The sequence below is a fragment of the Nocardia sp. NPDC058633 genome, assembly GCF_042717045.1.
Taxonomy (GTDB): Bacteria; Actinomycetota; Actinomycetes; order Mycobacteriales; family Mycobacteriaceae; genus Nocardia.
Genome location: NZ_JBHXRA010000018.1, coordinates 67,229 through 80,410, shown reverse-complemented (window position 1 = coordinate 80,410; position 13,182 = coordinate 67,229). Strand labels below are relative to the sequence as shown.

At 66.1% G+C, this 13,182-nt stretch carries 15 protein-coding genes; 7 read left to right on the top strand and 8 right to left on the bottom strand.

Translation table 11 applies throughout. The features are described from left to right. Positions 1-57: 57 nt before the first annotated feature. From ACFWUR_RS23295 to ACFWUR_RS23285, 3 genes are all read left to right on the top strand, one after another. Positions 58-618 carry a TetR/AcrR family transcriptional regulator gene (locus tag ACFWUR_RS23295; protein WP_378909549.1) on the top strand — a complete coding sequence of 187 codons (561 nt, stop codon included), beginning with the start codon at positions 58-60 and terminating at the stop codon, positions 616-618. Between the two features lie 165 nt (positions 619-783). After that, positions 784-1,380 (top strand): DUF1707 domain-containing protein, encoded by a 597-nt coding sequence (locus ACFWUR_RS23290; RefSeq protein WP_378909547.1) that lies wholly within the window; start codon positions 784-786, stop codon positions 1,378-1,380. Positions 1,381-1,471: 91 nt separating this feature from the next. After that, positions 1,472-1,969 carry a GNAT family N-acetyltransferase gene (locus ACFWUR_RS23285; RefSeq protein ID WP_378909546.1) on the top strand — a complete coding sequence of 166 codons (498 nt, stop codon included), beginning with the start codon at positions 1,472-1,474 and terminating at the stop codon, positions 1,967-1,969. 69 nt (positions 1,970-2,038) lie between these two features. Here the strand turns inward: ACFWUR_RS23285 and ACFWUR_RS23280 are convergent, their stop codons facing one another. The 4 genes from ACFWUR_RS23280 to ACFWUR_RS23265 form a co-directional block, all read right to left on the bottom strand. Next, positions 2,039-2,626, bottom strand: coding sequence for a TetR/AcrR family transcriptional regulator (locus ACFWUR_RS23280; protein ID WP_378909545.1), 588 nt, complete (start codon positions 2,624-2,626; stop codon positions 2,039-2,041). Between the two features lie 36 nt (positions 2,627-2,662). Next, the gene (locus ACFWUR_RS23275) at positions 2,663-4,192 is read right to left on the bottom strand and encodes an MFS transporter (protein WP_378909543.1); all 1,530 of its coding nucleotides are present in this window, start codon (positions 4,190-4,192) and stop codon (positions 2,663-2,665) included. 129 nt (positions 4,193-4,321) lie between these two features. Beyond that, positions 4,322-5,119, bottom strand: a complete 798-nt coding sequence (locus ACFWUR_RS23270; protein WP_378909542.1) for an SDR family NAD(P)-dependent oxidoreductase — start codon at positions 5,117-5,119, stop codon at positions 4,322-4,324. Positions 5,120-5,159: 40 nt separating this feature from the next. Further along, positions 5,160-5,729: a hypothetical protein gene (locus ACFWUR_RS23265; protein ID WP_378909540.1), complete on the bottom strand. Its 570-nt coding sequence runs from the start codon at positions 5,727-5,729 to the stop codon at positions 5,160-5,162. 82 nt (positions 5,730-5,811) lie between these two features. On the opposite strand from ACFWUR_RS23265, the gene ACFWUR_RS23260 reads away from it, so the two are divergent. Both ACFWUR_RS23260 and ACFWUR_RS23255 read left to right on the top strand, forming a co-directional pair. After that, positions 5,812-6,378: a TetR/AcrR family transcriptional regulator gene (locus ACFWUR_RS23260; protein ID WP_378909538.1), complete on the top strand. Its 567-nt coding sequence runs from the start codon at positions 5,812-5,814 to the stop codon at positions 6,376-6,378. Between the two features lie 117 nt (positions 6,379-6,495). Then, on the top strand, positions 6,496-6,855 hold the full coding sequence (locus ACFWUR_RS23255) for a hypothetical protein (RefSeq protein ID WP_378909536.1): 360 nt from the start codon (positions 6,496-6,498) through the stop codon (positions 6,853-6,855). 373 nt (positions 6,856-7,228) lie between these two features. Here ACFWUR_RS23255 and ACFWUR_RS23250 read toward each other — a convergent pair whose 3' ends face one another. The 3 genes from ACFWUR_RS23250 to ACFWUR_RS23240 all read right to left on the bottom strand — a co-directional run bounded on the left by ACFWUR_RS23250 (position 7,229) and on the right by ACFWUR_RS23240 (position 9,348). Next, the gene (locus tag ACFWUR_RS23250) at positions 7,229-7,918 is read right to left on the bottom strand and encodes a hypothetical protein (protein ID WP_378909535.1); all 690 of its coding nucleotides are present in this window, start codon (positions 7,916-7,918) and stop codon (positions 7,229-7,231) included. Positions 7,919-8,006: 88 nt separating this feature from the next. Then, positions 8,007-8,750 (bottom strand): arylmalonate decarboxylase, encoded by a 744-nt coding sequence (locus ACFWUR_RS23245; protein WP_378909533.1) that lies wholly within the window; start codon positions 8,748-8,750, stop codon positions 8,007-8,009. 31 nt (positions 8,751-8,781) lie between these two features. Beyond that, positions 8,782-9,348: a TetR/AcrR family transcriptional regulator gene (locus ACFWUR_RS23240; RefSeq protein ID WP_378909532.1), complete on the bottom strand. Its 567-nt coding sequence runs from the start codon at positions 9,346-9,348 to the stop codon at positions 8,782-8,784. Between the two features lie 83 nt (positions 9,349-9,431). Between ACFWUR_RS23240 and ACFWUR_RS23235 the strand changes: the two genes are divergently transcribed. Next, positions 9,432-10,325 carry a DUF4437 domain-containing protein gene (locus ACFWUR_RS23235; RefSeq protein ID WP_378909530.1) on the top strand — a complete coding sequence of 298 codons (894 nt, stop codon included), beginning with the start codon at positions 9,432-9,434 and terminating at the stop codon, positions 10,323-10,325. A 47-nt stretch (positions 10,326-10,372) separates the two neighbouring features. Here ACFWUR_RS23235 and ACFWUR_RS23230 read toward each other — a convergent pair whose 3' ends face one another. Further along, the gene (locus tag ACFWUR_RS23230) at positions 10,373-11,842 is read right to left on the bottom strand and encodes a dihydroorotase family protein (protein ID WP_378909529.1); all 1,470 of its coding nucleotides are present in this window, start codon (positions 11,840-11,842) and stop codon (positions 10,373-10,375) included. A 137-nt stretch (positions 11,843-11,979) separates the two neighbouring features. Here ACFWUR_RS23230 and ACFWUR_RS23225 point away from each other — a divergent pair, with 137 nt between their 5' ends. Further along, positions 11,980-13,167, top strand: a complete 1,188-nt coding sequence (locus ACFWUR_RS23225) for a CaiB/BaiF CoA transferase family protein (RefSeq protein WP_378909528.1) — start codon at positions 11,980-11,982, stop codon at positions 13,165-13,167. Positions 13,168-13,182 lie beyond the last annotated feature (15 nt).

The following is a 13,182-nucleotide window of genomic DNA, read 5'->3' as shown; positions in this document are numbered from 1 at the left end:
CATTGTTCCATTTTAGTAAAGCGAATATCCAGGATGGATCTCGTTTATGCTGCACCTGTGGAGGATGTCGAAGAGACCAGTGCCCGCGAACGCACCCGCCGCGCGATTCTCGACGCGGCGGTGGCGACGTTCGCGAAATCGCCCAACGCGTCGCTGACGGAAGTCGCCGAGAAGGCGCGCGTCGGGCGTACGACGCTGCACCGCTACTTTCCCGAACGATCCGACCTGATCACCGCCGTCGGGCGAGTCACCGAACAGGCCGTGACCGACGCCGCGAAGCGCGCGCGCCTGGCCGACGGGACAGGCCTGGACGCGGTCCTGCGGCTGTGCCAGGAGTACTTCGAACTCAGCGATGTCCTCACGGTCATCTTCTTCACCTCAGGTGTGTACGACGAGGCCACGTCGAGCTTGTCCGACGACGACGCCATCGCGGCGATCGAACGGGGGCGCCACGACAGCTCGATCGACGCGGCGCTCGACGCCTCGTGGATCCTGAACATGATGTGGGCGCTGCTGTATGCCGCCGTCGACCACGTCAACCGTGGGTCGGCCGGCCGCATGCACGCGCAGACACAGGCGCTGACGAGTCTGCGCAAAGCGATAGTTTCGCCCGGGTGACCGGGACAACCCTGCCTCGAGGGCCGATCCCCGTCGAACCGGAGCCGCCACGTTCGCGCTCGTCGGCGGTGGGCAGATGCCGGTGTCGTCCGCGATTCATCCGGCCGAACCCGTTGGCAGATGGAACATCACACCCCGCTGACGGCCTTCGTTAGGGTGTAACGCATGGCCGAATCACTGCCTGACGACGACCTGCGGGTCGGCAACCCGGAGCGTGAACGCGCCATCGCGTTGCTCAATGACGCGTTCTCGTCGGGATATCTGGAGATCTCCGAGTTCGAGGAGCGGTCGGTGGTGGCCTACAGCGCACGGACCCGCGGTGAGCTGCGTGGGGTGCTGGCGCAGCTTCCCGTTGCCGCGCAGTTGTTTCCCGATGAGATGTCGCGGTCGGCCGCGGTGGTGCCCGTTCCGCTCGGCGTGCGGCCGATGGAGATCGCGGCCGATTGGACGACGGTCCGGCGCAAGGGTGTCTGGCAAGTGCCCGCGCGGCTGCTGGTCACCGGTTCGTGGGGAACGATCGACTTGAACTTCGTCAATGCCGAATTCCTCGGGCCGAGCGTCGATATCGAACTCCAGGTGTCGGTGTCGACGGTCAAGATGATGCTCGGCCCCGATCACGAGATCGACTACAACGGCGTCGACGTGATCGGTTGGTCGAGCGTGAAGGACAAGGCGGGGTCGCCGAAACGCCCCGGCGGGCAAGTGATCCGGTTGGTCGGGGCGATCTCGGGGATGAGCGGAATCGTCATCCGGCGGCGTTGACGCTCAGCTCGGTGCCACGTCGCAGGTCGGGAGTACGGTCGAATTCGGTTCATTCCGACGCACCACGGAAAAGGAGGCGGTCATCATCGCGATGTCACTGCGCCGAGCTTGCCCGGATGACGAGCCGTTCCTGTGGGCAATGCTCTACGAGGCGTCCCATGCCGCGAAGCGAGGGGCGCGCGATCCCGGGCAGCTGCGAGCGATACCGGAACTGTCGCGTTACCTCGAAGGCTGGGCCGAAGCCGCGGATCTCGGCATCGTGGGTGGCGAGGGTGAGCATTTGCAGGGCGCGGCATGGGTTCGGTTGCTGGACAAGGCGAATGCGGGATACGGATACGTCGACGACGACATTCCCGAACTGGCCATCGCAACGATTCCCGCCGCTCGGGCAACCGGACTCGGCACCGCCCTGCTCACTCGCCTGCTCGCCGAGGCCGAAACCCGCTACCCCGGTGTCAGCCTGAGCGTCGACACCGGCAATCCCGCCCGGCGTCTCTACGAACGCACGGGATTCGTCGAAGTGGCCCGTGCCGACATCATCAACGCACCGGAGAGCACCAGCACAACCATGCTCCTGCGCTTCAGCTGATCTGTCGCCCAGGCGAACCGGAACGCTCGCAACTTTCACGGGCGCCCGGCGTGATCACCAGCGTCGAGATCAGTGCGATGGCGTGGAGCTGTCGTTGGATTCAGTGAGGGCGCGGGCCAGAATGCGGTGCACGAAGTCGGCATCGGCGGGGGCGTTGTCGATGAGGATCGCGGTGCACAGGCCGTCGGAGGCGGCGACGAGCGCGGCCCCGGCCTCCGGGTCGTCGGTGAGGGTGGCGGCCAGGTCGGCGACGTTGTCGCGCCAGCGCCGCGCGAGGGGGGCCAGTGCCGGGCGCCGGGCCGCGAGGGTGGACAGTTCGCGTTCGGCCAAGGCACGTTCGCGCCCCGCCCCGGCGGAATCGGCGATCAGTTCGGCCAGACCGCGAAGCTTGTCACCAGGATCGTCGATGATCCGGCGGATGCGTGCGGTGTATCCGTCGGCGACGCTGGACAGGGCCGCGACCAGCAGATCGTCGAGGGTGGCGAAATAGTAGGTGGTCAGGCTGGTGGTGATCTCGGCCTGCGTGGCCACGGTGCGATGGGTGACGCCCGCGGCGCCGTCACGGGTGACCACGGCGAGGGTGGCCTCGATGATTTCGGCGCGGCGCTTGTCGCCTCTGGCCTTGCGGCCATCGATGGGCCGATGCTCGTCGGTCATGCGCCCTCCTGTGTGTTTCGAGGGTAGTCGAGCCGGTCAGTACTCAACCGTTGCGGGATCTCGACTCGCCCCGAGCGGACGTACGTGTCGCAGTACCGTCAGGCAGAGCGCGGCTGCGGCGACGATGGCGATGCCCGCGATCACGGCGGCGATATTCATTCCGGCGACGAATGCGTGCTGCGCGGCTCGTACGACTTCCGCGGGCACTCGATCGGCCACCGACAGCGCGCCGTCGAGGCTCTCGGTGACCTGTTTGCCGACCTCGGGCGCGACATTTTCCGGTGGGGTCACCCGGGCCCGGTAGAGCGCGGTGGTGAGGCTGCCGAGAACGGCGACGCCGACGGCGATTCCGAGTTCTTGGACGGTTTCCGACAGTGCGGCAGCGGAACCGGATTTCGTCGGCGGTGCGGCGCCGACGACCATGTCCGTGCCCAGTGCGGCGACCGCGCCGAGGCCGAGATAGACGAAGGCGAAGCCGGTCACCACTCGCACCGGATCACCGGCGTCGGCCAGCGCCAGCAGTGCGTAACCGATCACCGAGACCCCGAGGGTGACGGCCATGACTGTGCCGGGACGTATCCGCCGGGCGATCAACGGTGCTCCGATGGCGGCGACGAACATCGCGGTGGCGGGCGGGCCCATCCACAGTCCCGCGACCAGTGGTGTGAACCCCTCGACGAGTTGGAGATACAGGGTGACCAGGTACATGGTTCCGCCGACTCCGATCAGTCCGATCAGCAGCACAGCCAGCGCCGCGGAGAACGCCCCCTTCGCGAAAAGGGTGACATCGAGCAACGGGGAGGTCAGTCGGCGCTGCCTGCGCACGAACGCGATCGCGGCGAGCACGGCGAGGACCGCCAGTGTCACCGTGCCGAGGCCGGGCCCGTGGTCGGCCGCCAGCTTGATCGCATAGATCAGCGGCAGGATGGCAACCAAGGACAGCGCGACACTCGCCGGATCCAGTGCTCCTGCCTCGGGGTCGGCGTATTCGGGCAGCAGAACCGGCGCCCCCACCAGCACGATGACGGCGATCGGGACCGCGAGCAGGAATGCGGCACCCCACCAGAAGGCGCCGACCAGCGCGCCGCCGACGACCGGTCCGGCCGCCATGCCCAGGGCGAACATGGTCGCCCATATCCCGATCGCCACCGCGCGCTGACGCACATCGCCGAACATGTTGGAGATCAACGACAGCGTCGACGGCATCAGGGTTGCTCCCGCTGTTCCCAGCAGGGCCCAGGCAAGGATCAGGAGCCCGGCGCTGGGGGCGAAGGCCGCGAATACCGAGACCGCCGCGAACGCGGTGATGCCGATCATCAGCAGACGGCGCCGACCGATCCGGTCCCCCAATGTCCCGCCCGTGATGAGGAATCCGGCGATGAAGAACCCGTAGGCGTCCATGATCCACAGCGTCTGTGTCGCGGAGGGATCGAGTGCCTCGACCAGGCTGGGCAGGACCAGATAGAGCACCGTGACGTCGAGGCCGAGCAGGACCGTCGGCAGCGCCAGTAATGCCAGCCCTGCCCATTCCCGTGCGCCTGCCCGCCTAGTCGCGACTTCCGTCATCTCGGCTTCCTCCCGCTCAATGTAATTGTACGTTAGTACAAATAGTACTTTCGTACAACTAGATTGCGCAGGCTCCGATCACCGTCCGCAAGGCGCGATCGCAGTGGCCCGGTCGGGAGCAGAACGGCTTCAGTCGTTCTTGAAGGGGTTGAAGGTCTTTCCGACGAGGTAGCCCAGGCGGATGGGCAGGGGCTTCATAGCGGCAACGGAGATCTTGTTGACGATGCCGGGGACGCACACGGGTTTGCCGTGCATCACCGCTGCCAAGCCTTCGGCGACAACGGCGTCGGGCTGTTGCCAGAGGATGCGGGGCAGGTGGTCGGCTGTGTCGCGAGTGCCCATCACATCGTGGAATTCGGTACGGGTGAAGCCGGGACACAGGGCGGTGACGTGGATACCGTGGGGCTTGAGTTCCATGTCCAGGGATTGCGAGACATTGAGGACGTAGGACTTGATACCGGTGTAGAGCAAGCTTGCACCGGGTGGACTGAACGCGGCGACCGAGGACAGGTTGATGATGCGGCCCCAGCGGCGGTTCTTCATACCGGGGATGACCAAGTGGGCGAGTTCGGTCGGGGCGGTCACCATCAGCTGGATCTCCCCGGACAGGGCATCCCATGGAGTGTCGGCGAACGCGGTCTTGCCCGACAGTCCGGCATTGTTGATCAGCACATCGATGTCCAGGCCCTGTTGGTCGGCGTAGTCCACGATCGCGGTGGGTGCGGCGGGGTCGGTGAGGTCGGCGGCGAACACCTCACAGCGCACACCGTGGCGATCGGTCAGCTGCGTGGCGAGCTCCTGGAGACGATCGGCGCGGCGGGCCACGAGCAACAGTTGGTAGCCACTTGCGGCCAGGTGGTGGGCAAACGTCGCGCCGATGCCGGCGGACGCGCCGGTGATCAGGGCGGTACGGGGGGATGTGGTCATGGGTCCTTCGTTCGGATGGAGGCCGACAGGTGAGCGGCGTTCAGGCGGGTAAGCCGGGCAGTTCGCGGCGGCCGGGCGTAAAGGAGAGCCGGGCCTTGCCGATGTCGCCGCGGTAGGAGCCGACCGGGCCGGTCAGCAGGAAGGGTCGAGGGACGCGGCGCTGAGTGTCGGTGAATCCCCAGGTGCCCATGCCCAGGTAGACGCCGGGCGCGGCACGTCGCACCTCGTCCACCATATTGATCGACCCACACATCGAGGTGTAGGCGCGGTAGACGAGCGTGTAGGCCGGGGCTCCGTCGTAGCGTGACGGGGCCAACAGCGTGCGCATCGGATAGCGCTGCCGGACCCGGCCGAACTCGCCGAAAGTGTTGTAGCCGCGTCCGCCGTTCTCGTCGACGGGCCGGAATGCCTTGCACAGCCACGGCCCGAGCGGGTTGGCCACGGCCACCTTTCCGGTGACCACGGCGAACAGGTTCGGCTGGGCGAGCAGAGCGGCGGTGTACTCGCCGTCGATCTCGGCGATCGTGGGGGCTTCCAAGGTGGTGAACAGGTCGAGCAGGCCGCGGGTATCGAGTCGGCGCAGCTCATCGGCCGCATTGTCGGGGTCCATGGGAACCTCATCTCCTGATTTCTTGAACGTTGCTCAAGAAGCGTAACGCCTTCTTGAGCAACGTTCAAGATAGGGTGGTGAGGTGCCAAGGAATCGACGTCCGCAGAACCGCGAGGAGAAGCGCGAGGAGATCATCGCCGCCGCGCACCGCCTGCTCATCGACGACGGCTTCGACGCGGCTTCCACGGGGCGGATCGCCAAAAGCGCGGGAGTCGCTGTCAATACGATCTACTGGTACTTCCAGGACAAGGACGAGTTGCTCATCGCGGTCCTGGACCGCATCCTGGCCGACGCGCTCTCCACCTATGCCGAGATCGACGGCCTGTCGTTGACCGAGCGGCTGCTGTGGGTCGTCGACCAGCTGGAACAGCTGCACGGGCTCGTCAACACCGTGCACGCCCGCGTAGCGGCCTCCCCCGCCATCGACGCCTGGCACTCCGGTTTCCACCAGGTGGCCGACGCGCTGTTCGCCGACAACCTCCGCGCGGCGGGAGTCGCCGAGACCGACCTCGCCGCCATGTCCGCCATCGGCACCTTCGTCATCGAAGGCCTGCTCACCCATCAGCGCGACGACGCGGACAAGCGAGCGGTCATCGACCTGCTCGTCCGCAGCCTCACCCCCGCCGCCGGTCGACCCGGGCCGAACTGACCGGCGCCCAATGGTTCTCGCCACTGGAGCTTTGGGCGAATCGGCTGTCTCGACAATTCGCGTCATGGTCGACGACAACCGCAGGGCCGCCACAGTGGATGGTTATCGTCGGACACCATGACCAAGAACCGGCCATCGTTGTTTGCCGTGATCTACATCGCCGGCTCGATCTTCCTTGGACCGGCGATCGCCGTGGCCGGATACGTGATCACCCCGGCCAACGGCGACTACTGCGATGTGAGCCCGCACGGCAGCCCCGGGCAGCGAGAACGCGATTACGCGCTACTCGAGGGCATTCAGACCACGGGCTCGATGATCATGCTCGCGGTCGGACTGTTCCTGCTGATCTACCTGTGGACGAATCGCCTCCGCATCAACTCGTCATCACTCGTGCTGACCAACACCGGGATCCTCGTCATGGTGGCCGGGTATCTCCTCGTTCTCATCGCAGGCACGGCCGCAAACACAAGCTGCTGACGACCTGCACGAGACCCCAGCCCATGCCCAGACGTCGGATCAGCCCGTATCCGCTTGTCCTACCCGGATGTATCCACCCACCGGGGCTCCGCTCGCGACGCACTCAGTCCCTGAAGGTAATTCTCTGCAAGACCTGCGCTTTTCGCGCGCCGTTCGTCACGATGAAACAGCCTGAAAACGATTCCGCGCCAGGACAACGCGAGCCGGCTCGCTTGTCAATACGGCCATGGCACGCCTAAATGGAATTATCTCCATGATCTCCCAGGGGTTCCCTTTCAGCTCGACCGCGTCTGGCCGTTTCTACCCTGGGCAGGGAAGAGTCGACGACCAGGCAACGGAGCCCAAGCCCCGGTCTGCGACATGAGACACACCCTTACGACGTGACCTGCCCGAGCATCACACGCTTCAGATAGGCGTGTGCGGCCAGCGTGCAGTAGTGCTGCCCCTTGAACGCCTCCGGGATACCGGGAGTGTCGTACGGGACGTACAACGCCTTGGACGGCAGGTGCAGGACTCCGGCGGCATCGATGGTCGTGGTGGGGAATTCGGCAACCCACTCCTGACCGGTCACCGCGACGGTGTCCGGGTCGATGACGATGTCGCGAGGCTTGTGCACCAACATTTTTCGTTCATGGTTGGTGAGATCCTTGGCGACCTCGCGCACCGTTCGCTGGTTGACCTCCGCGCAGGTGCCTTCCTCGCCAGCGACGCGCGCACCGTATTCGGCGGCGATGTGGTCGGCCGATTTCCCTTTGCACCGCACCTGTTTCGGCTGGGTCTTCGCGGCATCCTCATAGGTTGTGTACCGCGTGGTGGTGAGCGGGCGGAGCTGTGGCTTGGACGTGGCGAAACCGGCCGCGTCCGGATAGTCGACATTGTCGAGGGTTCCACCCGCGTGTTCGAACTTGCGCGGGTGTAGATCCGCGGTTTGCGCCTGCGCGCGAATGCACAGGTTGCCGTAGTCGGTCGGGTCCGCCCCCGCGGGCGCCGCGGAGAGCGGACTCAGCGCCACGGCGGCCAGGGTGAGAGCGAGTGTGGAAACACGCCGAGTTGATGCGGACACGCGATTCTCCGTTCTGGAACAGACTTTTCGTACAGGAAACACCGTTCCTGTGGGAGAAACAAGGGTTGTCGCGTCTCGCACCGCGGCATCAGTGCTCGCGCAGCAGGCGGCCCGCACCCTGCACACGGTCGTCCAGGCCGTGCTCGCGCAGCGCGTACCACAGGGTGGCGGCGTTGATGGCGACGACGGGTTTGCCGAGTTCGCGTTCCAACTCCTCGGCGAGGGCGACGAAAGACAGGTTGGTGCCCACCTGCACGATTGCTTGCACATCCGGTCCGTCGATGTTCGCGACGACCTCGCGGAGCCGGTCTGCCTCGACCCGGGCAATGTCGGTCGCGGTCGCGCAGCGCAGGCCGGTGATCGCGGCGACATCGAATCCCGCCTCGGTGAAGAACCGGCCGACTTCGATGTCGGCGATCGGCTGGTATGGCGAGAACACCGCGATACGACGGCAACCGAGTTCACCGAGGGCTGCCCGGCACGAGCTCGCGCCGGTCGTCACGGGTAACCCGGTGCGCTCGCGCAGGCGCTGTTCGAAGGCCTCGTTGCCCGCTACCCCACCCCAGAAGGTCTCGGCGGACATGCCCATCACCAGGCGATCCGGCTCGGCGGTCAGCACATCGCGCACCGCGGTGTCGATGGAGGTGCGGATCTGCCCGAGCAGGGCTTGGAAGTCCTCGTCGTTGCCCATCACCGGGTTCGGGATGTACATCGATCCCGAACGGAATGCGATGCCGGGCAACGCGGCCCGCCAATAGTCGTGTTCGACAACAGTGTTCGTGCTCGGCACGATCACACCGAAAACGGCTCGGGTGCCGACTGCGTTGGTCATCTACTCTGCTCATTCCTCGATCGGTCGGGTGTCACGTCGGGTCGGTGGCCCGCGCCAGCAGGTCGTCGACGGCGCGATGCGCCCGGTTCCGCTCGGCCGGCCGGTCGAGCAGCAGCGCATCGACCAGTAGCGGCGAGACAATCGCCATGGCGGCCTCCTCGACGTCACACTCGGCGGTGACAGCGAGCGCGCGGACCGACCGGTGGACCGGAGCGAGCAAGTCCATGACGTAACGCTGACGCAGCGGCACGCAGTCCGGATCGGTCGACGAGGCGGTGACGAGGGCGCGCAGAAAGGCGGCAACGGGCTTGTCGCGCAGGCGATCACACAGCAGATCGACTTCGGCGTGCAGATCGGCGGCCGGGTCGCCGGACGGTTGCGGACCCGGATGTGGGGCGACGGCGATCAGGGCCGCGAGGAAGTCACGCGGCATCGGCCAGTGCCGATAGATCGTGGTCCTGGCCACGCCCGTCACCGCATGCAGGCGTTGCGGCGTCAACGCGGCGCCGCCCTCGGTGAGCAGGAGATCCAAGGCCGCGGACAGCACGAGCTCTGCGGTCTCGGCGGCGGGACCGGCGGGGCGTCCTGGCTTACTCACAGTAATAAACGATACATCTTGTCGTGGTTATTAATAACCAGTACATTCTGTAGTGGAATTACCGCTCGCTTCAGGAGGACCCCATGCGTCCACATGTCGAGATCATCGACGAACGCGATCTGATCCAGCACCCCGCCGAGTTCCAGAACGCCACCGGCAGTGCCGAACAACGCAATCTCAGCTACGACGAGGAAGACGGCTCCGCCTCGCTCAAGGTCCGCTTCACCAGCGACTGGTCGCGGCCCGCCGGCGTACATCACGCCGCGACCGAGTGGTACGTGCTGTCCGGACAGGTCACTATCGGCGATACCGCACTCGGTCCCCACGGCTACTGGATGGCGCCGATCGGGGTGTGGACACCGGCCATCTCCGTGGCCGCGGGCACCGAGATCCTGCTGTTCCGTGAGGGGGGCGACTGGCACTTCGACATCGCCGACGCGGACCGCGATTTCGTCCGCGACGACCAGAAACTGGTCGTCCTCGACACCGCGTCGATGCCGTGGATCGATGTCGAGGACGGCAGCCCGATGCGCTTCGACCTGGGCGGCACCCCCGTCCCCGGCCTCTACATCAAGCTCCTGCAACGCGACGTGACGACCGGCTCCTACACCCGTCTCATCAAGGCCAAGCCCGGGTGGCGCGAGGAACCCCTCGCTCATCACCCGTGCAGCGAGGAGGCTTACTGCCTCGACGGCGGTTTCGACTACAACTTCGGAAAGATGTGGCCCGGAACCTATTTCTGGCGGCCTGCCCTGATCCGCCACGGTGACTTCACCGCCGACGCCGAACACGGGTGCACCTGGATCGTGCGCTCGGATGCCGATCTCGTCGACTGGTACACCGACAACGCCAAGATCGAAATATCCGGCGACGCGACGAACTGGGGACCGGGCTTCGCGCACAGCCTCGCACCACGGCTGGTCGAGCCGGTCCGCTCCCGTTCCATCGGAGCGTGGACCGACCCCACCTACCAGTAATCCGACACCGCCGGCGCTCCCCGCGGCGCGGTCGGCGTCGGCACGGATCAGCTGCCGTCCGGGCCGCGCCGCAGGTAGCGGCCGTGCGCAGGCCCCTGCAGTTGGCCCTTGCGCACGATGTGGTTTCCGCGCAGGAACACATCGGTGACGCTCGCGGTCATCTCGAAGCCTTCGAAAGGTGTGTATTCCTGCGCGGATTCGGAGTCCGCCGCCCGCACCGTCCATCGTGCGACCGGGTCGACGAGCACGACATCCGCGTCGTATCCTGCGGCCAGGTGCCCCTTGCGGCTCAGCCCGTAACGACGGGCGGGGTTGGCCGCGGTGAGTTCGGCGATGCGTTGTAGTGACAGGCCACGCTTGCGTCCCTCACCGACTAAGCCCGGAAGCAGATATTCGGCACCTCCGAAGCCGGATCTGGCGAGGAACACATCGTCGCGATCGGCGCCGAACTTCTGTTCGGCCCGGCAGCACGCGTGATCGCTGACCACCCAGTCGATCTCGCCTGCCAGCAGATGTCGCCACAGCGCCTCCACATCGGCGCGCTCACGCAACGGCGGATTCACTTTGCCGCCGATACTGTGGGCGGTGTCGACATCGGCGAGCAGGTGGCCGATGGTGACCTCGCGACGGAAGTTCACGTTCGGGAACGCCTCGGCCATCGTCAGCGCGGCCGCCAAGGCCTTCTCCGACGACAAATGCAGCAGATTGATGTTGGCCAGGCCCGTCTCGTGTGCGAGATAGGAGGCGATCGTGATCGCCAGGCCTTCGGAATGCGCTGGGCGCGAGGCGCTGTAGGCGCGCAGCCCGGTCTGCGTGCTGTCCTGTTCGACCAGCGCGGTGTAGGCGGCCATGATCTCGGCGGTCTCGCAGTGCAGCGACAGCGAGATGTGGTCGCCGTACTTCTCGCGGGCGCGCTGGATTCCACGCATCACGAATTCGAAATGGGCCAGGTCGTAGCGTTCGGTCGGCCCGATCATCAGGAACTCGGCCTGGTCCGATGATCGGCCGTGCAGGCCGTGTCCGCCGTAGAACATGAAGATCTTGAACGAGGCGATCCCGAATTCTTCGACGAGATAGGGGATTTCGTCGATGTGCTCGGCGGTCATCGGCGCCAGGTGCAGGCCGTAGTCCACCTGGGATCGCCCGGCCATCCGGTCGAGGACCTCGGGGACGAAATCGCGATAGGAACCGCCGCGGTTGAGGTAGTAGCGCCCGGTACGCATGTAGGTCAACGAGGTGGTGACCCCGCCCTGGGCGCAGGCCCGGCTCTCGCTCTCGGTGTCGGCGGCGAGATCTCGGTAGATCCCCCAGTGCTGGTGGGCGTCGACGACGCCGGGAAAAGCGAGCAGGCCGTTGGCATCGATCACCCGCGTCCGGTCGTCGGCGGGCAGGTTCGGGCCGATCGCGTCGATCGTGTCCCCGGAAATCGCGATGTCGAGGGGCTCTGGATTCTCCGACGGTGGGCCGTCCGGACGTACCACGCGGGCATTGCGGATCAGCAGTTCGGTCGCGGGCACAGCAACCTCCAAGTTTCTCTGTACGAAACAGCATTACCAATTTGGCGATCATCGCAGTAGCATGCGCTGGTAGTCAATGTCGCGAGCTCCCTCACCGTTTCGGTACGGGAAACGCTCGCGGCGTGAAGGAGTGAGCGATGGTGCAGTCGCTGGCCGGAATCCGGGTGCTCGATGTGGCGACGCTGTTCGCCGGTCCACTGGCGGCCACCCTGCTCGCCGATTTCGGCGCCGACGTCGTCAAGATCGAGCATCCGAACGGTGATCCGGTGCGCAGCCACGGCGCCCAGCGCGACGGGATCGGGCTGTGGTGGAAGATGCTCGGCCGCGGCAAGAAGTCGGTGACGTTGTATCTCGGCTCGCCGCAGGGCCAGGAGATCTTCCGGCGCATGGTCGCTGACGCGGATGTGGTGATCGAGAACTTCCGGCCCGGAACCCTCGAGCGGTGGGGACTCGGCTACCCCGAACTGCGTGCCATCAACCCGCGCGTGGTGCTGGCACGGGTCACCGGATTCGGCCAGTTCGGGCCGTACGCGAAACGGCCCGGCTTCGGAACGCTCGCCGAGGCGATGAGCGGTTTCGCGGCCGTGACCGGTGAGCCGGATGGCCCACCCACCCTGCCGCCCTTCGGGCTCGCTGACGGAATCGCCGCTCTGACAACAGCTTTCGCGATCATGACCGCACTTCGTGCCCGCGAACACGACGGTCACGGCCAGCAGGTCGACCTCGCCATCATCGAACCGATCCTGACCCTGCTCGGCCCACAGATCATCGCCTACGACCAACTCGGCGAGCTGCAACCTCGGATGGGCAACCGGTCGTCGAACAATGCGCCGCGCAACACCTATCGCACCGCCGACGGGGGCTGGGTCGCCGTCTCCACCAGCGCGCAGTCGGTCGCCGAACGGGTGGTGCGGTTGGTCGGTCGACCCGATTTCATCGACCAGCCCTGGTTCGCCTCTGGCACCCGAAGAGCCGAGCACGCCGATGAACTGGATGCGGCGGTCGGCGGCTGGATCGCACAGCACAGCACCCAGGAGGTGATACACGCCTTCGAGAAGGCCGACGCCGCGGTCGCGCCGATCTATACGGCCGCCGACGTCATGGCGGATCCGCAGTTCCAGGCACTCGGATCGATCATCACGCTGCCCGACGACGAGCTCGGCCAGGTGCGCATGCAGAACATCCTGTTCCGACTGTCGCAGACGCCGGGCGAAATACGCTGGACCGGGCCGACTTTGGGCGCGCACACCGTCGAGGTACTGGGTCGCTACGGCGTCGACGCGAGCAACATCGCCGAGCTTCGCGCTGCCGGGGTGATCCGATGACAACGACACAACGAT